The sequence below is a fragment of the Martinezella sp. CNPSo 3795 genome, from assembly GCF_057784475.1.
This window is the reverse complement of record NZ_JBXSOQ010000006.1, coordinates 22,624-41,735: the sequence shown is the minus strand read 5'-3', so window position 1 is coordinate 41,735 and position 19,112 is coordinate 22,624. Positions and strand designations below refer to the sequence as shown.

Here is a 19,112-nt window from a genome sequence, read left to right as displayed (position 1 = left end):
GGTGGAACATGGACTCGGCACTCACGGAACATCAGGACGCCAACCAGGAAAATCCAGAGACCGCACCTGCGGTCAGCGAATTGCTGACCAGCCCCGAGCGCTTCATCAACCGCGAATTCTCCTGGCTGCAGTTCAACCGCCGCGTCCTTGAAGAGACGCTGAACACCGCCCATCCGCTGCTGGAACGCGTCCGCTTCCTTTCGATTTCCGCCGCGAACCTCGATGAGTTCTTCATGGTGCGCGTTGCCGGTCTTGAGGGCCAGGTCCGCCAGAAGATTCTCGTGCGCACCCCAGATGGCAAGACGCCTGCCGAACAGCTCGATGATATCCTGCGCGAGATCGACAATCTGCAGATGGAGCAGCAGGCTTCGCTCGCCGTCCTGCAGCAATATCTCGCCAAGGAAGATATTCTGATCGTACGCCCGGCCGCCCTTTCCGATGCCGACCGACAGTGGCTCCATACCGAATTCGAACAGGCGATCTTCCCGGTCCTGACGCCGCTCTCCATCGATCCGGCCCATCCGTTCCCGTTCATTCCGAACCTCGGCTTCTCGATCGCGCTGCAGCTGAAGAGCATGAATGGCCGCGAGCCGATGACGGCGCTGTTGCGCCTGCCGCCGGCGCTCGATCGTTTCGTGCGCCTGCCTGACGCCAGCAACGTCATCCGCTACATCACGCTCGAAGATGTGGTGAACATCTTCATCCACCGGCTTTATCCGGGTTACGAAGTGCAGGGCTCCGGTACCTTCCGCATTATTCGAGACAGCGATATCGAAGTCGAGGAAGAGGCCGAAGATCTGGTGCGCTTCTTCGAAACCGCGCTGAAGCGTCGCCGCCGCGGTTCCGTGATCCGCATCGAGACGGACTCCGAAATGCCGCTCGAGCTTCGCCAGTTCGTGGTGGAGTCGCTGAACGTTCCGGGAAACCGCATCGCGGTTCTGCCCGGCCTTCTCGCGCTCAACACGCTCTCCGAAATTTGCAAGGCGCCGCGCGACGATCTGCGTTTCGAGCCCTACAATGCCCGATTTCCTGAGCGCGTCCGCGAACATGCCGGCGATTGCTTCGCCGCGATCCGTGAAAAGGACATGGTCGTCCACCACCCCTATGAATCCTTCGACGTGGTGGTCCAGTTTCTCCTCCAGGCTGCTAGGGATCCTGATGTTCTGGCGATAAAGCAGACGCTTTACCGCACGTCGAATGACAGTCCCATCGTCCGCGCGCTGATCGATGCAGCCGATCTCGGCAAATCGGTTACGGCGCTGGTGGAACTGAAGGCTCGATTTGACGAAGAAGCCAACATCCGCTGGGCGCGCGATCTCGAGCGCGCCGGCGTGCAGGTCGTCTTCGGCTTCATCGAGCTCAAGACCCATTCGAAGATGTCCATGGTCGTGCGCCGCGAAGATGGCAAGCTGCGCACCTACTGCCATCTCGGCACCGGCAACTATCATCCGGTTACCGCCAAGATTTACACCGATCTTTCCTACTTCACCTGTGATCCGACGATCGCCCATGACATGGCGAACATCTTCAACTTCATTACCGGTTACGGTGAGCCGGAACAGGGCATGAAGATCGCCGTTTCGCCCTATACGCTGCGCCCGCGCATCCTTCAGCATATCGAAGGCGAGATCGAACATGCCAGGAACGGCCATCCGGCAGCGATCTGGATGAAGATGAATTCGCTCGTCGATCCCGAGATCATCGACGCTCTGTATCGCGCCAGCAACGCCGGCGTCGATATCGAGCTTGTCGTGCGCGGCATTTGCTGCCTGCGCCCGCAGATTCCCGGGCTTTCGGAAAGGATCCGCGTCAAGTCCATCGTCGGCCGTTTCCTCGAGCACAGCCGCATCTTCTGCTTCGGCGATGGCCACGGCCTGCCGTCGGACAAGGCGCTGGTCTATATCGGCTCGGCCGACATGATGCCGAGAAACCTCGACCGCCGCGTCGAAACGCTCGTGCCGCTCACCAACAAGACCGTGCATGAACAGGTGCTTTCACAGATCATGCTGGGCAATATCATTGACAATCAGCAAAGCTACGAGATATTGCCGGACGGGACTTCACGGCGCATGGAAGTGCGTCAGGGAAAAGAGCCATTCAATGCACAGCAGTATTTCATGACCAATCCCAGCCTGTCCGGCCGTGGTGAAGCCTTGAAATCCAGCGCACCGAAACTCATCGCTGGGCTGCTGTCGGGCCGCAACAAATAAATTGGACCTGCATGGTTGAATCAGAAGCCCAGGGGCGTCTTCCGGGCATCGCCCCTGTCTCCGTTGTCGATATCGGGTCGAACTCGGTCCGCCTTGTCGTTTATGAAGGCCATTCGCGGTCGCCAACCATCCTCTTCAACGAAAAAGTGCTGTGCGGCCTCGGCAAGGGCATAGCGCTGACGGGGAAGATGGATGAGGAAAGCGTGGCGCGGGCGCTTGCTGCGCTGCATCGCTTCAAGGCGCTTTCCGATCAGGCGCGCGCATCCACCATCTACGTGCTGGCGACAGCCGCAGCGCGTGAGGCCAGCAATGGTCCGCAGTTCATCCATCAGGCAGAAGCCATCCTCCAGCGCAAGGTGCGGGTGCTTTCGGGCGAAGAAGAGGCACGCTTTTCCGCGCTTGGCATTATCAGCGGCTTTTACCATCCCGATGGCATTGCCGGAGATCTTGGTGGCGGCTCGCTGGAGCTGATCGACATCAAGGATCGGGAAATCGGCAAGGGCATCACGCTGCCGCTTGGCGGCCTGCGCCTCTCCGAATATGCTGGCGGCTCGATTGAGAAGGCGCGCAGCTTCGCGCGCAAGCATGTCAAGACGGCGAAGCTATTGAACAAGGGCGAGGGCCGCACCTTTTATGCGGTCGGCGGCACATGGCGAAGCGTGGCCAAGCTGCACATGGAAATCCGCAAATATCCGCTGCACATGATGCAGGGCTATGAAGTGCCGCTCGATGAGATGATCCGCTTTCTGGATCAGATCGTCGAATCGAAGGATTCGAAGGACCCCGCTCTGCAGGCGGTTTCCAAGCATCGTCGTTCGCTGCTGCCTTTCGGCGCGGTCGCCATGCGCGAAGTACTGACCGCTATGAAGCCGTCCGTCATCTCCTTCTCCGCTCAGGGCGTTCGTGAAGGTTATCTCTATTCGCTGCTGACGGAGGCGGAGCGCAACAGCGATCCGTTGCTCACCGCAGCCGGCGAGCTTGCCATCCTGCGTGCGCGTTCGCCGGAACATGCCCGCGAGCTTGCCGATTGGACGGGGCGGATGATGCCCTTTTTCGGTATCACCGAGACCGAAGAAGAGAGCCGCTATCGCCAGGCAGCCTGCCTGCTTGCCGACATCAGCTGGCGCGCCCATCCCGATTATCGCGGCCTGCAGGCGCTGAACATCATCGCCCACACCTCCTTCGTCGGCATCACCCATGCCGGCCGCGCCTTCATCGCACTTGCCAACTACTATCGCTTCGAGGGTTTGAACGACGATGGAGCGACCGAGCCGCTGGCAACGATCGCGACGCCGCTCTACATCGAGCGGGCCAAGCTGCTCGGCGGCCTGTTGCGTGTCGTCTATCTCTTCTCGGCGTCAATGCCCGGTATTGTCCGCAACCTGTCGTTCCGCCGTTCGACAAATCCGGATCTAGACCTCGAATTCGTCGTCCCCGCCGAGTATCACGATTTTGCGGGCGAGCGACTGGATGGGCGCCTGCAGCAGCTCGGCAAGCTTACGAACCGCCGCTTGGCCTTCCGCTTCGAATAGGTTTTTTGAAGCCTCTCCCCGCAAACCAGGGAGAGGCCGTTTCGCCGCGACTTATTTCGCGTTCAGGAAATCGCCCACTTCAAGAAGGCTGAACTCGTTGTCGTCAGCCTTATCGACGGCACGGCCTGCCGAGAAGGGCAGATTGTTGTCATTGCCGATGACGATATGTGTGGCATCGACGCGGTCGACATTCTCGATGGTGACGAAGGGCATGTCGTAAAAGCCTTCGCCGCCGCCCTGGCGACGCTTGTGATCGGGATCTTCGATGCGCAGCAGATCGATATAGCCGATCTTGCGAACGGACTTGCCGACATTGGCGTCGCTGAACTCGATCTTATAGACGCGCTTCAGCTCGGCCGGAGCCTCGAAGCAATCCGGCTTCGGCTGCTTGGGATCGGCGCAGGCCTTGTCCTTCGTGCCGGCGCCGTTGTCGCGTTCGATGACCAGGGCCGTCGTCTCGTCGAGCATGTTGAAATCGCCGATCGACACACCCTTGTCCGCGAAGGGATAGAGCCAGCTGCGGCCGGTCCAGCTCTTCGACGCAACATCGAATTCGATGACACGGATGGCCGTCTTGCCGTCGACGCTCTCCATCTGACCATCATCCTTGTAGATCGGGCCTTCCAGCAGACCGTAGAGCTTGGAGCCGTCCTTCGACATGGCGAGGCCCTCGAAGCCGCCGGAGCGCTTCAGGTTGAAGGCCGGCATCTTCTGCGTGGGGTTGCCGGGCAGCTGGATCAGCGGATTGTCAGGAGACAGGACCGGCTTGCCGTCGAGCGTCGTTGCGAAGACGTCGGTCAGCTGGCCGTTCGTGTCGAATTTCAGCAGGTAAGGGCCGAATTCATCGCCGATCCAGAAGCCATCGGCAACAGGTTGGATCGATTCGATGTCGAAGTCGGCGCCTGTCAGGTAACGCTTGTCGGCGCCTTCCATAACGATCGGGAAGGGGGCCTTCTTGTTCGGGTCGGACAGGAACAGATTCTTGACGACCTCGACCTTGCCGCCGTCCCAGTCGAATTTCAGCTGATGCAGGAAAAGCATCGCGTCGGAAGAGTTCTGTTTGGAGCCGAAGCCGTTGTCGGAGAGCGTCCAGAAGGTACCGTCGGGCATGGTCTTGATGCCGGAGAAGCCCTGAATCGGCTGGCCGGCGAAGGGCAGCTTCAGGTCGGTGACGCGGGCGCCATCCTTGCCCGGCACGGTGCCGAGAGCGTCGGTGCGCTTGCGATCCGGCGTGGTGAATTTGCCTGACGTTTTCAAGAAATCTGCCGCATCGGCTGGGGCGGCAGTGATGGTGTTGGCCGGCAGGATCGCCTGGCCGACGAGCTTTGCCTTGAATTGCTGCTCGTCTGCCTGCGCCGAGGCGGCAAGCAGAATGAAAAGTGCCGTGGAAGCGGAAAGGATTCGGGTCATCATGTCACCTTGTTGGCGAGAAGTGGTGAAAACAATCCCGCTTAACAGGGGAGCCATGTCGGTGAATTAACGCTCAGGTGAAGATTTGGTGACTGTGGACAACCCATAGGCTGTGAAGCCCTGGCGTGCATCAATATCGGACTGCAGCTAGCGATGTGTATTGCTCACGATATATTGCGAATGGTCTTCAGCGCCTGCTGGTCCTGCGCGTGAAGGGCGATGACGCCAAGGTGCTGATCGCGGCCGCGAACGGCATGCTCGCCGAGCTCTTCCTTGATGATCCCTTCGGGAAGCTCCATCCTTCTGGCAAGGTCGCTTGAAATCAGCACCTGACGCTCCAGCGTTTTGCAGAGAGACTCCAGCCTTGCGGTCGTGTTCACCGTGTCGCCAAAATAGGCGATCTTGTGGTGGTCGACGCCGATTTCCGCCGTCACGATGCTGCCGCCGTGGAGAGCGGCCCGCAAACGCGGTACCCTGCCATAGGATTTCAGCCATGTTTCGGCGTTTTTTTCGATAGCGTCGAGAATATTGAAGACGCAGCGCACGCAATTGGCATTTTTGACGCCCCGTTGGAGCGGCCAGGTGATGATGGCGGCATCGCCGATATAGTCGTCGATCGCGCCCTTATGCCGCCGTACCGGCTCGGCCATGGAACCGAATACCGCACCGAGGAATTCCTGCGTTTTCAGGTCGCCATGTTCCTCGGCAAAAGCAGTCGAGCCGACGAGATCGATGAACAGAAAGACGCGCTCCTCCTGCACCGGATTGCGGTAGCGGCCAGTCAACAGGCTGGAGAAGACGTCGCGCCCAAGCAATTCCCGCACGCGGCCGATGAAAATGACAATGGCGGTGACGACGACAGCATAAAGATAGACGTCTATCTTCAGCAGCGTAAGATCTTCCCAGGAGCCATCGACCAGCCCCAGAAGCTTCATGATACTGCCCGCCATGGCGTAGCCGGCGCTCATCAGCAGGAAATCGACGACCAGGGCCGAAAGGATGAAAGCCGGCGTCGGCAGCCGATGCATCCAGTCGTTCAGCCGCGGCAGGATCATGCGGCGTTCGAAGACCAGCAGCGGCATGCCGCAGAACAGCGCAAAGACGGCACCGATATACATCGGCGCCTGTGGGAAGAATAGCTTGCCGTAGATGACGCCCGTCGAAGCGACGAATAGCGATGTCAGGATCCAGTTGCGCATCGAATGGAAGATGCCCATTCACTTTTCCGCCGAGAAGCGACGCCTGTCATCGACGCGGGATTGCGCCGGCAAACTGGAACGTCATCGAATAGAACGATTACACAAGACGTTCATTTCACGAGATTTGCGGCGCAATCGTGATGACAGCCGGCATCTCGATACACGAAACATACGCAATCGTAAGACGGCGGAAAAGGAGAATGTCGCTGCTAGAGGGCGATGGTCTCGATCCGCTTGCCGACGAAGCGCAGGGCCACCTGACCCTGGATCAGCTGCAGGGCAGTCTCGCCGAAAAGATCTCGACGCCAGCCGGTCAGAGCCGCAACATCGGCCTTCTCGCCCTCGGCGGCGATCTTGTCGAGATCGTCGCTGTTGGCGATGACCTTCGGCGCAACGCCATGCTTTTCCGCAATCAGCTTCAAAAGGACCTTCAACAGTTCGGAAGCCGCTGCCGTGCCCTCGGGAGCCTGCTGGTGGCGCGGCGGATGTGGCATTTCTGCCTTCGGCAGCGCCAGCGCCGCGTTGATCGCTTCAAGCACCGCCGTGCCGGCGGCAGAGCGCTCCCAACCCTTCGGGATGGTGCGCAGCCGCGCCAGCGCCTCGGTGTCCTTCGGCTGCTGCTGCGCAATCTCATAGATCGCGTCATCCTTCAGCACGCGGGCGCGTGGGACGTTGCGGGCGCGGGCCTCGCGTTCGCGCCAGGCGGCCACGAATTTAAGGACGGCCAGTTCTTGCGGCTTGCGCAGCCGCATCTTCAGCCGCTGCCATGCGTCGTCCGGATGGAGGTCGTAGGTCTCGCGCGCCTCCAGGATCGCCATCTCCTCCTGCAGCCAGGAGGCGCGCCCTTCGCGCTGCAATTGCTCCTTGAGCGAGAGATAGACGTCGCGCAGATGCGTCACGTCGGCGAGTGCATAGTCGAGCTGCTTTTCCGAGAGCGGGCGCCGGCTCCAGTCGGTAAAGCGCGAGGATTTGTCGATATGGACATTCTTGATGCGGCTGACGAGCTGATCGTAGGAAACCGAATCGCCGAAGCCGCAGACCATCGCCGCAACTTGGGTATCGAAGATCGGATGCGGAATGAGATTGCCGCGATGGAAGATGATTTCGATATCCTGGCGCGCAGCATGAAACACCTTCAAAACCGATGGGTTGGCCATCAGTTCGAAGAAGGGTGCCAGATCCAGCCCCTTGGCCAGCGGGTCCACCAGCACTTCGGTGGTGGGGCTTGCCATCTGTATCAAACACAGCTCCGGCCAGAAGGTCGTTTCTCGCAGGAATTCCGTATCGATGGTGATGAATTCCGACTTGGCCAGCTCTTGGCAGGCCGCCTCCAATTGGGCGGTAGTTTCGATCATATCAACACATTCAATGGTAAAATACTTTCTTAACTTCCTTCTCCTTTCAGCCGGATATGTCAATACTTTCGCGGACAAAGCCCTTGCCGCATTTCGCTTTTCGCTGAAATTGCCGAAAACAGTGATGGCTTTGACCAAGGCCACTGGAAATTGAAGAGGCTCGCGACCGGCTAGGCCACCCGCACGTAACTCGTCATGCCCGTCTTCTGGTGTTCGATGATATGGCAATGCAGTAGCCAGTCGCCGGGATTGTCGGCGACGAAGGCAAGCTGCACCTTTTCATCCGGCTGGATCAGATAGGTATCGGAGACGAAGGGCTGCACCTGCCGCGTCGAAGAGGAGATGACGGTAAAGCTCATTCCGTGCAAGTGGATCGGATGGCTGTGCGGCGTGACGTTTTCCATGTCTATGATATAGCTCTTGCCGAGCTTGAGTTCGGCAAGCGGCGCGGTCGGATCGGGCGTATCGCCCGGCCACGGCACCTTGTTGATTGCCCAGAAGCTGTAGCCGAGCGAGCCGCAAATGCTGTTGTCGGCGGTGTTCTCCGCCGTCGAGCTCAGGATCAGCGGAATATGGGTGGCGGAACCGAGGTCTGCCTTCTGCACGGGATTGTCTTCGAGCGGCGCCAGATCGCGCATGTCTCGCTTCAATGATGCGCCCACGGCGCGTAGCGTCGCCAGCACCTTCGGATTGGTCCCTTTGATGTCCTCGAGCTTGACGACCGCGCCTTCGCTGTCGGGCATGCGCACCGCAAGCTCCAGCCGCTGTCCCGGTCCGAGCTGCAAAAGATCGAGCGGAAAGCGCTGCGGCACGGGATTGCCGTCGATCGCGATCACAGTCGCCTCGGCGCCGTCCATGCGGAAGGAATAGATGCGCGTGACGTCGGTGATGGCAATGCGCAGCCGCACCAGCCCGCCGGAAGGCGCGTCATATCGCGGCTCCGGCTGCCAATTGGCGGTCCGCACCGTGCCATAGGTGCCGGATTTGGCCGCATCGCGCGGCCGGAACTGGGCGATGAACTGTCCGTCGCTGCCGAGCCGCCAATCGCGCAGATTGAGCACTACTTCCGAATCGAAGGCGGGATCCTTGGGGTTCTCGACCACGATGACGCCGGTCATGCCGTGGCCCATCTGCTCCAGCGTATTGCAATGTGGATGATACCAGAAGGTGCCGGCGTCCGGCGGCGTGAAGGCGTAATCGAAATGATCACCGGTATAGATGTAGGGCTGGGTGAGGAAGGGCACGCCGTCCATATTGTTGGGCAGACGAATGCCGTGCCAGTGAATGGTCGTCGGCTCGTCTATGCCGTTGATCAGTCGCGCGGCGAAGGATTCCCCCTTCTTCATGCGCACGACCGGCGGAATGCCGGCGTCCCCATAGGTGAGCACGTTCTTGGTTTTGCCGCCGTCGGTAAGGTTTGCCTCGATCTTGGCCGTCTTCAGCGTGAGTGGCTCGGCGGCCGCCGCCTTGCCCGCAAACTTCCCGGCGATCCCGATACCGACGCCATAAGCGCCCGCAACGGCTGAAGCTTTCAAAAGATTGCGGCGGGTAAGGATCGGCATATCGGGCTCCGGGGGCGAAGATATATGGATGTCTGTTTAAAGTTGACCGTGATGTTCAGCAATAGCATCGAGGTAGCCAAACTGCCGCAGCAGCTACTTGCGGCTGTCGATATGTTTATCGTCATGCTGGATCTCGATAGAGCCGTATTCTTTCCTGGACGCAATCGCCAAAACAGGAGGGCGCATGCGCCGCCGACGTACCGGCTCGATTGCGCCAATTCGCGAAAACAATGCGCAGTGATGCCACCAAGGCTGAAAACATGCTTTGGCAGGCCTTGCGTCGAAGCCAGCTTGAGGGATTCAGATTTAAGCGACAGGTTCCGATCAATGGTTACATTCTCGATTTCGTATGTTTCGAGGCGCGGCTCATTGTCGAGGTCGACGGTGCCCAACACGCCGAAAGCATCGGGGATCTAGCGAGAGACGCACATTTCTCGAAGCAGGGCTTTCGTACAATGCGAGTCTGGAACCATGAGGTCACAACAAATCTTGAGGGAGTCTGCCTGACGATTCTGGCAGAGCTGAAAAATAGCGGAGTGCAGGTCTATCTCGCTCCTGGCGGGCGAGAAAGCAATTTCAATGGTTTAGGAATTGCGAACTGGGAGCTGCGACGCTTTCCAAAGCGCAGCGCAATTTCTAAGTCATTGAAATTGCAAGAGCGGTGGTCCTCTTCTCGCTCGTATAATTCAAAGATTGGGTGCATCCCTACCTACCCCCTCTCTTGCAAAAACTAAGACTTAGAAGAGGGACGAGCCCTCATCTAAGCCTAAGTTTTTGCTTTCTCGCCCGCCGGGGGCGAGATAAGCCATGCGTTCGAGCCTTGACAAATCGGGCGCACCATGCGCTTTTCCGCCCGATTTTCTCGTCGGCGGGCGAGGGGTTTGCATGTCCTTGCGCCACCGCCCGCCAAGCCCAGGATATATACTATGCATCGCTATCGCAGCCACACATGCGCCGCCCTGCGCAAGTCCGACGTCGGTTCGACCGTCCGCATTGCCGGCTGGGTTCATCGCGTCCGAGATCATGGCGGCGTGCTGTTCATCGACCTGCGCGATCACTACGGCATCACCCAGGTCGTTGCCGACCCTGATTCTCCGGCATTCAAGCTCGCCGAAACCGTTCGTGGCGAGTGGGTCATCCGCATCGACGGCCTGGTCAAAGCCCGTACGGAAGACACTGTCAACAAGAACATGCCGACCGGCGAGATCGAGCTTTATGCTCAGGAGATCGAAGTGCTCTCCGCCGCCAAGGAGCTGCCGCTGCCTGTTTTCGGCGAGCCGGACTATCCGGAAGACGTACGCCTGAAGTATCGCTTCCTCGATCTTCGCCGCGAAACGCTGCACAAGAACATCGTCAAGCGCACGCAGATCATCTCCTCCATGCGCCGCCACATGGGCGAAGTGGGCTTTACCGAATATACGACCCCGATCCTCACGGCCTCGTCGCCGGAAGGCGCACGCGACTTCCTGGTGCCGAGCCGTATCCACCCCGGCACCTTCTACGCGCTGCCGCAGGCGCCGCAGCAGTACAAGCAGCTTTTGATGGTTGCCGGCTTCGACCGCTACTTCCAGATCGCGCCGTGCTTCCGCGACGAAGACCCGCGTGCCGACCGTCTGCCTGGCGAATTCTATCAGCTCGATCTCGAAATGAGCTTCGTAACGCAGGAAGACGTCTGGAACACGATGGGTCCGCTGATGACCCAGGTCTTCGAAGAGTTTGCAGACGGCAAGCCGGTCACCAAGGAATGGCCGCGCATCCCCTATGACGTCGCCATCCGCAAGTATGGCTCCGACAAGCCGGACCTGCGCAACCCGATCGTCATGGAAGCCGTTACCGAGCATTTTGCCGGCTCCGGCTTCAAGGTCTTCGCCAATATGATCGCTTCCAACCCGAAGGTCGAAGTCTGGGCCATCCCGGCCAAGACCGGCGGTTCGCGCGCATTCTGCGACCGCATGAACGCCTGGGCACAGAGCCAGGGCCAGCCGGGCCTCGGCTATATCTTCTGGCGCAAGGAAGGCGAAAAGCTCGAAGGTGCCGGCCCGCTTGCCAAGAACATCGGCGAAGAACGCACGGATGCGATCCGCACCCAGCTCGGCCTCGATGACGGCGACGCCTGCTTCTTCGTCGCCGGCGATCCATCCAAGTTCTACAAGTTTGCCGGTGAAGCCCGTAACCGTGCCGCCGACGAACTGAACCTGATCGATCGCGATCGCTTCGAGCTGTGCTGGATCGTCGACTTCCCGTTCTTCGAATGGAGCGAGGAAGAAAAGAAGATCGACTTCGCTCACAACCCGTTCTCGATGCCGCAGGGCGGTCTCGAGGCGCTGCAGAACCAGGATCCCCTGACGATCAAGGCGTTCCAGTACGACGCCGTCTGCAACGGCTTCGAAATCGCGTCGGGCTCGATCCGTAACCAGTCGCCGGAAACCATGGTCGCCGCCTTCGAAAAGGTCGGCCTTAGCCAGACGGACGTCGAAGAGCGCTTCGGCGGCCTTTATCGTGCCTTCCAGTACGGTGCGCCTCCGCACGGTGGTGCTGCCTTCGGCATCGACCGTATCGTCATGCTGCTGGTCGGTGCCAAGAACCTGCGCGAGATCTCGCTCTTCCCGATGAACCAGCAGGCACAGGATCTGCTGATGGGCGCTCCTTCGGCCGCAACGCCGACGCAGCTGCGCGAACTGGCGATCCGCCCGGTGCCGCCGGTCAAGAAGGACTAAGTCCTTCGAGAGCTTGTCAAAATGCAAAACCCGGCGACCGAAATCGCCGGGTTTTTTGCGCTTGATTAGACGACCAACCTAATCGTTTGATGTGATTTTCAGGTCGATCATCTTCGGGATCGACTCTTTTGCGTTCCTCGCTGCTTCGAGGACGGCTGACATCGGAATGGGTTGGGCAGGGGTGGCGCTAAACATCAGGCTTCTTGGATTGTTGAAGTATTCAATAATCGCTCTTGAAAGCATCCGCTGGAGGTCGGGAATATCAAGCGCAGCTGTTAACTCCAGCATTTCTTTAGCGAAGCGGTTCGCAGATTGCGCGCGCGTCACATGGTCCCATTTACTCACGTAGTCGAATGCGCGGTTGGTGATTGACGCATCGTCAAAGCGAATCTGCGCGCTATTCAACGTCAACTGCTGAACGAACGCGAGAAGCAGCAAATATTTAGCATTCTTGGTATTTTCATCGTCCGCGGCGCCGGTCAAGGAGGAGTAAAGTGCATCCGTGGTGCTGTAGAGCCCCGGGGTGATGCCCGAGAAACTGAGCTGTACATTCAGTTTCCCCATATTCTCCAGATCAATCGTGTAGTCCGTCAGATCATACTTGCCGGTCGAAAGCTCCCAGCTGCTTTTCATGGAAAATGTCGCGCGCAGATTTTGCAGCCCAAAATATCGAATTGCTTCAGGGCTTACCGGCATTTGAGCTAGGGAGAGATCGGCAACAATTCCATCAATTGTGAAACTGGAATCGACGCCTTTTCCGTCTGGACGTTTCGTTGCGACGGAATCGGCAGCGGATATGGAGAAAAACTTTTCACCGACTTTGAGGGCAGACACCGGGCCAGCATGTGCGTGATAAGTGAATACTGAGTCGATATCACTCAACGTCGCATTTGCGGGAATTTCGAGATCTTCCACCCTTAGCCCCGTTGCATTCGCACTGAAGTCCTTTTGTTCTATTGTAATATCGGGAATGAGCACCTTCTTGATTGCATAACCGCCCGTCCGTTCGGTCACGTCGGTCATGACGACATCTCCGAGGCTAATGGCGGTTCTTCCTCGCGGCATATATCTCACGTTTTTCAGAACGACGGTTGAACCGTTAACATCGACGCTTCCGGCTTCGACTGAGTCGCCTATTTGCGCGACCATGGCGTTGTTTAGCTTCTTGAGGACGTCGGCACCGTCGAGCGCGAAAGCAGAACTCGCTGAGAATAGAAGCCCGACACTGATCGCCGCCCGCCACCTTGCCCGATAGAAAATCATGATGGAGTGTCCCGGATTAAAAGTGTACATCTGAAACAATAAATTGCTTATCATTGCAAGCAATAGGATACATTTTATTGAAATGCAAACATTGGTTGCATTTGTGGCGGCGACATATGTTCGCGTTGCTCAATTTCATGAAATACAAAAACCCGGCGACCGCAATCGCCGGGTTTTTGCTTGTCTGCTGATATCAGTTAGATTGCGGCATAGACCGCTTTCGCCAGGTCGATCGTGAATTGCCCCCACATGCCTTCGAGCGCTGTATTCGTCAGCGCGACCACCGTCAGGCCCTTTTGGGCATCGACGAACCAGCTGTGCCCATAGACACCGCCCCATTTGATCGTGCCAGCCGAGAAGGGGACCTGAGCGACCACGGGATCGAGGACGACGGACCAGCCGTAACCGAAGCCGAAGCCGGCCTGCTGGGCCTGCATGTGGCCGCCTGCCTGATCTGTCATCATGGTCTTCACCGTATCGGCCGACAGCAGCGGTGCTCCACCCTTTCTGATCGTGTCCAGAATGGTAAGGATATCGCTTGCCGTTCCGGCCATGCCGGCGCCGCCGGAGTGGTAGGAAGCGGGGTCGAATATCCTGTCGGGTGAAAAGCGGATCGTGCCGTCGAAAATCGGAACGAGAGCCTCGTCCCCCATCCGTTGCGGCTCGGGAGCATTATTCACATAGGCGGCTGCCAGGCGGCTGCGGTCGCGCACGTAAAAGCCCGTGTCGGAAAGGCCGAGCGGCTTCATGACAAGATCGGCAATCGCATCGCCGAGCGGGCCGCCGGTTTCCTTCTCGATGATGCCGCCAAGGACATCCATCGCCAGGGAATACTGCCAGTTTTGGCCCGGCGCGAAGAGAAGCGGTGCGCTGGCGAGGCGCTGGAGATTGTCTGCCAGCGAACGACCCGGTGTATCCAGCCCGTCGGATACGCCAGCCCTGTGATAGGGGCCGTCTTGCGCCTCGGCGAATGTGTAGCCCAACCCGGAGGTATGGGTGAGAAGATGCCGAATACGGATAACGGCTTCGCCGCCATCGGGCAGACGCGGCCGGAAATCCGGGAGCCATTTGGTGATCGGATCGTCGAGACCGACGCGGCCCTGTTCGACGAGCCGCATGGCGGCAATGGTGACGATCGGTTTGGTGACGGAAGCAAGACGGAAAATAGTATCTTCCCGCATTGCGACTTTGTTTTCGCGATCCGCCAGGCCGGCGGCACGGGCGTAGACCAATTCTCCGTCCTGAGCGATCAGAACGACGGTTCCGACCAGCCTTTTGTCCGCTAGCGCGGAATCGATTGCAGCATCGACACCTTCAGCAAGGCTGCCGTCGTTGAGAGGAACGGAATTTTCCAGTGGAAGACTCATGGGGAAAAACCTTATATAATCACAATGACCATTCCTGAATAAACCAAGTCGGGAAATAATTCTAGAGTGACCATTGTGAAAAATATTGAAGAGAAGGAAAATTCTTCGCCACGCAAGCGTGGGCGCCCGCCCGCCTTCGATCGCGAAACCGTTCTTGCCGCAGCGCGGGATACTTTCTGGAAGCACGGCTACGACGGTTCCTCCATTGCCGACCTGACGGCCGCCATGGGCATTACGCCGCAAAGCCTTTATGCCGCCTTCGGTTCGAAGGCCGAGCTCTATCGCGAGACGCTGGATCAATATCGGCGCATGCCCCGTCCGGAACCCGGCAATCCCTTCCAGGACAAGGTGAATACCGTGACTGCCTTCGAGCGCTTTCTGACGAACTCCGCCAAGATCTTCACGGCGCCGGAACACCCGAAAGGCTGCATGATATCCACCGCGGTGCTGAATTGCGCAGAGGAGAACGAGCCGATCGCCCATCATGTCGCATCGATGCGTCTGCAGACGCTGGATATCTTCACCGCCCGCATCGAGCGCGGGATTGCGGAGGGGGATATGCGGCCGGACGCGGACGCTCGGTCGCTGGCGCGTTTTCTGGGCGCGATCGTGCAGGGCATGTCCGTTCAGGCCCGCGACGGCGCAACCACGGACGAATTGCTCGCCCTCTTGTCTCATGCGCTCAACGAACTGAAAACCTATCAAGTGCGGCAGGAAGCCTGAGCCGAGGCAAAGAAAAACCCGGCGACCGAGATCGCCGGGTTCCGGAATGGTTTTGGAAATGACCGATTAGTCGTTCGAGGAAACCTTGAGGCCGATGACCTGCGGGATCGTCGTCGGCGCGCCCATGGCAGCGCCGATGATCATCGGCACAGGCACCGGCTTGCCGGGAGCAGCCGTGACCGTCAGGCTCTTCGGATTGTCGAGATAGGCGCTGACCGCTGCGGAGACGGCATTCTGGAGCTCCGGAACGTTGAGCTGCGCCATCATGATCGGCGTCATTGCCTTCAGCGTGTCGGCGAGCTGCTTGCCGGTAACGCCCTGCTGCTTGCCGGCGAAGTCGAGCGCGCGTGCCGTAATCGACGCGTCGTCGAAGCGGATCTGGGCGCTGTTGAAGGTGAGCTGCTGCAGCAGGCCGAGCATGGCGAGGCCGGCGGACTGCTGCGCTTCCTGCTGGTTCGGATTGGCGCGAACCGTCTTCAGCGCATCCTGCATCGACTTGGCGAAGGCGGGCGTATAGCCGGAAATGCTGAAGGCGAGGTTCAGCTTGCCGATGTCCCTGAAGTCAAAGGAGTATTCGCTGATGTCGATCGTGCCGGGGCCGATTTCCCAGCTGCCCTTCATGGAGACGGTACCGTCGATCTGCTGCAGCTTCAGCGCATCGATCGCTTCCTTTGTCTTCGCATCGTCGACCTTGCTGAGATCGGCCTTGATGCCGTTGATCTTGGCGTCGAAGTCGAGGCCCGACTTGTCGTCACGCCTCTTCATGTTGGCGTCGGCGCCCTCGATCGAGAACACCTCGGTATCGTCCTTCGTTACGGACACGGCGCCGGCATGAGCGCTCTTGTAGTAGAGCAGCGAGCTCAGGTCGCCCTTGCTTGCGTCGGCCGGGATCTCTACGCCGCTCAGCTTGAGATCGGTGGCGGAAACGGAGGCACCGTCCTTTTTGAAATCGACATCCGCAAAATCGATTTCTTCGATCGTGTAGCCGCCATTGTTTTCCTCGACGCCATCAAGGGTGATATCGCCCAGCGGAATGCTGTCTTCCATGCCGGCCGCCTTGACGCTTGCACCCTTCAGCGTCACTGTGCTGCCGTCGACATCGATGCTGCTAGCGGCAATCGAACCGCCCTGCTGGCTATAGACGTCGTTGATCTTCTTCAGCAGATCGTTGCCGTCGAGCGCAAAGGCGGAGCTGGCGAAAGACAGGGTGGCGGCACTGCACAGCATCAGCCGCGTGGTCCGATAGAAAGTCATGATGGCGTTCCTCGTTGAGCCGGTGGTATTGGCGGGGACGTACAGATTGAGCGTGTACTGCGCTGACTTATATTGATCTTTCTGTGAAAATCCAACGACAATGAATGTAGAGTGCGAGTGCAGCAAAAATGTATCGATAGCCACCCTGCAATGTGCCTGAAACGCCTTCATCCACAGGTGCTTTCGGCTGATTTCTTGCTGTGAATCGTCATCTCTTATAGTCAAGGGCCATGGGAAAAAATCTGACACCGCCGCCCGGTGACGGCGACGACAACATCCTTCCGGTCGATCTGAAGGCCGCGCTCGAAGAGCGTTACCTGGCCTATGCCTTGTCGACGATTACGCAACGCGCGCTTCCGGACGTCCGCGACGGGCTGAAGCCGGTGCATCGCCGTATTGTCTATGCGATGAGCGAGATGGGGCTCCGCCCGAACGCCGCCTTCCGCAAATGCGCCAAGATTGTCGGCGAGGTGATGGGTAACTATCACCCGCATGGCGACCAATCGATCTACGATGCGCTGGCGCGCCTGGCGCAGGATTTCTCGCAGCGCTACACGCTGGTCAACGGCCAGGGCAATTTCGGCAATATCGACGGCGATAGCCCGGCCGCGATGCGCTACACCGAATCCAAGATGACGGCGGTTTCCGAGCTGCTGCTCGAGGGTATCGACCAGGATGCAGTGGATTTCCGTGACACCTATGACGAGTCGAATTCCGAGCCGATCGTTCTGCCTGGGGCTTTTCCCAATCTGCTCGCCAACGGCTCTTCTGGCATTGCCGTCGGCATGGCGACCTCTATCCCGCCGCACAATGCTCACGAGCTTTGCGACGCCGCCCTGCATCTGATCAAGGATCGCGATGCGACGGTCGAGAAGCTGGTGGAACTGTATATTCCAGGTCCCGACTTTCCGACCGGCGGCATCATTATCGATGATCGGCAGAGCATCATAGAAAGTTATAAGACCGGCCGCGGCGGTTTCCGTGTCCGGTCCAAGTGGGAGATCGAGGATCTCGGTCGCGGCGGCTACCAGATTGTCATCACGGAAATTCCGTTCCAGGTGCAGAAGTCGCGGCTGATCGAAAAGATCGCCGAACTGCTTCTGGCGCGCAAGCTACCGCTGCTCGAGGACATCCGTGACGAATCCGCCGAAGATATCCGCGTCGTTCTCGTGCCGAAGAGCCGCACAGTCGACGCGACGATCCTGATGGAGTCGATGTTCAAGCTCACCGAGCTTGAGAGCCGGTTCCCGCTCAACATGAACGTTCTGTCCATGGGCCGCATTCCCAAGGTCATGGCGCTGAACGAAGTGCTGAAGGAATGGCTGGATCACCGCCGGGAAGTCCTGCTGCGTCGTTCGCGCTTCCGTCTGGCGGCCATCGAAAAGCGCCTCGAGATTCTCGGCGGCTTGCTGGTCGCCTATCTCAATATCGACGAGGTCATCGCCATCATCCGCGAGGAGGATGAGCCGAAGCCCGTGATGATGGAGCGTTTCGGCCTCACGGACAATCAGGTCGAGGCGATCCTCAACATGCGGCTGCGCTCCTTGCGCAAGCTGGAGGAGTTCGAAATCCGCAAGGAGTTCGACGGCCTGACGAAGGAGAAGGCCGACATCGAGGCGTTGCTCGCTTCGGACGAGAAGCAGTGGCAGACGGTTGCCTGGGAAATCGGCGAGGTGAAGAAGAAATTCGCCAAGGCCACCGACATCGGTCGGCGCCGCACGCAGTTTGCCGAAGCGCCCGAAGCCGATGATGCGGCCATCCAGCAGGCGATGATCGAGAAGGAACCGATTACCGTCGTCGTTTCGGAAAAGGGCTGGATTCGTGCTCTCAAGGGCCACATTTCCGATACCTCGTCGCTGACCTTCAAGGAGGGTGACGGTCTCAAGGTTGCGTTCCCGGCGCAGACCACGGACAAGATCCTCATCATTACGACCGGCGGCAAGGCCTATACGCTCGGAGGCGACAAGCTGCCGGGCGGCCGCGGCCATGGCGAGCCGCTGCGCATCATGATCGACATGGAAAACGATCAGGATGTGCTGACCGCCTTCGTCCATGATCCGCAGCGCAAGCAGATAATCGCATCGACGGCAGGTAACGGCTTCATCGTTGCCGAGGCGGAACTGGTCGCAAACACCCGCAAGGGCAAGCAGATCATGAACGTCTCTTATCCCGACGAGACCAAGCTTCTGGTTCCGGTTTCGGGCGACCATGTCGCCGTGGTTGGCGAGAACCGCAAGATGGTGATCTTCCCGCTTTCGCAGGTGCCGGAAATGTCGCGCGGCAAGGGCGTGCGCCTGCAGCGCTACAAGGATGGCGGCATCGCCGATATCAGATGCTTCGCGATCGCAGATGGCCTGACCTGGGAAGACAGCGCCGGCCGCACCTTCACCAAGAGCAAGGATGAGTTGGTGGAATGGTTGGGCGACCGCGCCGGCGCCGGCCGTGCCGTCCCGAAGGGCTTCCCCAGAAGCGGCAGGTTTTCGGGGTGAGGAGCGGTCAGGCAAAGTCCGAGCAATCGAC

General features: G+C 59.0%; 13 protein-coding genes. 6 read left to right on the top strand and 7 right to left on the bottom strand.

Going from position 1 to position 19,112, the window contains the following annotated elements; translation table 11 throughout:
* The first annotated feature begins 8 nt into the window (after window positions 1–8).
* On the top strand, window positions 9–2,210 hold the full coding sequence (locus tag AC13QY_RS18135; RefSeq protein WP_113329050.1) for an RNA degradosome polyphosphate kinase: 2,202 nt from the start codon (window positions 9–11) through the stop codon (window positions 2,208–2,210).
* A gap of 11 nt (window positions 2,211–2,221) precedes the next feature.
* Window positions 2,222–3,742: an exopolyphosphatase gene (gene ppx / locus AC13QY_RS18130; RefSeq protein WP_113354699.1), complete on the top strand. Its 1,521-nt coding sequence runs from the start codon at window positions 2,222–2,224 to the stop codon at window positions 3,740–3,742.
* Window positions 3,743–3,793: 51 nt separating this feature from the next.
* Here the strand turns inward: ppx and AC13QY_RS18125 are convergent, their stop codons facing one another.
* The 4 genes from AC13QY_RS18125 to AC13QY_RS18110 all read right to left on the bottom strand — a co-directional run bounded on the left by AC13QY_RS18125 (window position 3,794) and on the right by AC13QY_RS18110 (window position 9,268).
* Window positions 3,794–5,152, bottom strand: coding sequence for an esterase-like activity of phytase family protein (locus AC13QY_RS18125; RefSeq protein ID WP_113354734.1), 1,359 nt, complete (start codon window positions 5,150–5,152; stop codon window positions 3,794–3,796).
* Window positions 5,153–5,316: 164 nt separating this feature from the next.
* Complete coding sequence (locus tag AC13QY_RS18120) at window positions 5,317–6,369, bottom strand: adenylate/guanylate cyclase domain-containing protein (protein ID WP_113354700.1); 1,053 nt, start codon at window positions 6,367–6,369, stop codon at window positions 5,317–5,319.
* Between the two features lie 191 nt (window positions 6,370–6,560).
* Complete coding sequence (gene rnd / locus AC13QY_RS18115; RefSeq protein ID WP_113354701.1) at window positions 6,561–7,706, bottom strand: ribonuclease D; 1,146 nt, start codon at window positions 7,704–7,706, stop codon at window positions 6,561–6,563.
* A 170-nt stretch (window positions 7,707–7,876) separates the two neighbouring features.
* Entirely contained in the window at window positions 7,877–9,268 is a 1,392-nt protein-coding gene (locus tag AC13QY_RS18110; RefSeq protein WP_113354702.1) for a multicopper oxidase family protein, read from the bottom strand.
* Window positions 9,269–9,477: 209 nt separating this feature from the next.
* Here AC13QY_RS18110 and AC13QY_RS18105 point away from each other — a divergent pair, with 209 nt between their 5' ends.
* Both AC13QY_RS18105 and aspS read left to right on the top strand, forming a co-directional pair.
* Complete coding sequence (locus tag AC13QY_RS18105) at window positions 9,478–10,002, top strand: endonuclease domain-containing protein (RefSeq protein WP_308936582.1); 525 nt, start codon at window positions 9,478–9,480, stop codon at window positions 10,000–10,002.
* A gap of 192 nt (window positions 10,003–10,194) precedes the next feature.
* Entirely contained in the window at window positions 10,195–11,985 is a 1,791-nt protein-coding gene (aspS, locus tag AC13QY_RS18100) for an aspartate--tRNA ligase (protein ID WP_113329044.1), read from the top strand.
* A gap of 78 nt (window positions 11,986–12,063) precedes the next feature.
* On the opposite strand, the gene AC13QY_RS18095 is transcribed toward aspS, so the two are convergent.
* Both AC13QY_RS18095 and AC13QY_RS18090 read right to left on the bottom strand, forming a co-directional pair.
* Window positions 12,064–13,248, bottom strand: a complete 1,185-nt coding sequence (locus AC13QY_RS18095) for a hypothetical protein (protein WP_152096033.1) — start codon at window positions 13,246–13,248, stop codon at window positions 12,064–12,066.
* Between the two features lie 197 nt (window positions 13,249–13,445).
* The gene (locus tag AC13QY_RS18090) at window positions 13,446–14,615 is read right to left on the bottom strand and encodes a serine hydrolase domain-containing protein (protein ID WP_488487116.1); all 1,170 of its coding nucleotides are present in this window, start codon (window positions 14,613–14,615) and stop codon (window positions 13,446–13,448) included.
* Between the two features lie 66 nt (window positions 14,616–14,681).
* On the opposite strand from AC13QY_RS18090, the gene AC13QY_RS18085 reads away from it, so the two are divergent.
* On the top strand, window positions 14,682–15,338 hold the full coding sequence (locus AC13QY_RS18085) for a TetR/AcrR family transcriptional regulator (RefSeq protein ID WP_173002488.1): 657 nt from the start codon (window positions 14,682–14,684) through the stop codon (window positions 15,336–15,338).
* Window positions 15,339–15,404: 66 nt separating this feature from the next.
* Here the strand turns inward: AC13QY_RS18085 and AC13QY_RS18080 are convergent, their stop codons facing one another.
* Window positions 15,405–16,592, bottom strand: a complete 1,188-nt coding sequence (locus AC13QY_RS18080; protein WP_145320490.1) for a hypothetical protein — start codon at window positions 16,590–16,592, stop codon at window positions 15,405–15,407.
* Between the two features lie 230 nt (window positions 16,593–16,822).
* Between AC13QY_RS18080 and parC the strand changes: the two genes are divergently transcribed.
* Window positions 16,823–19,081 (top strand): DNA topoisomerase IV subunit A, encoded by a 2,259-nt coding sequence (parC, locus tag AC13QY_RS18075; protein WP_069616234.1) that lies wholly within the window; start codon window positions 16,823–16,825, stop codon window positions 19,079–19,081.
* Window positions 19,082–19,112 lie beyond the last annotated feature (31 nt).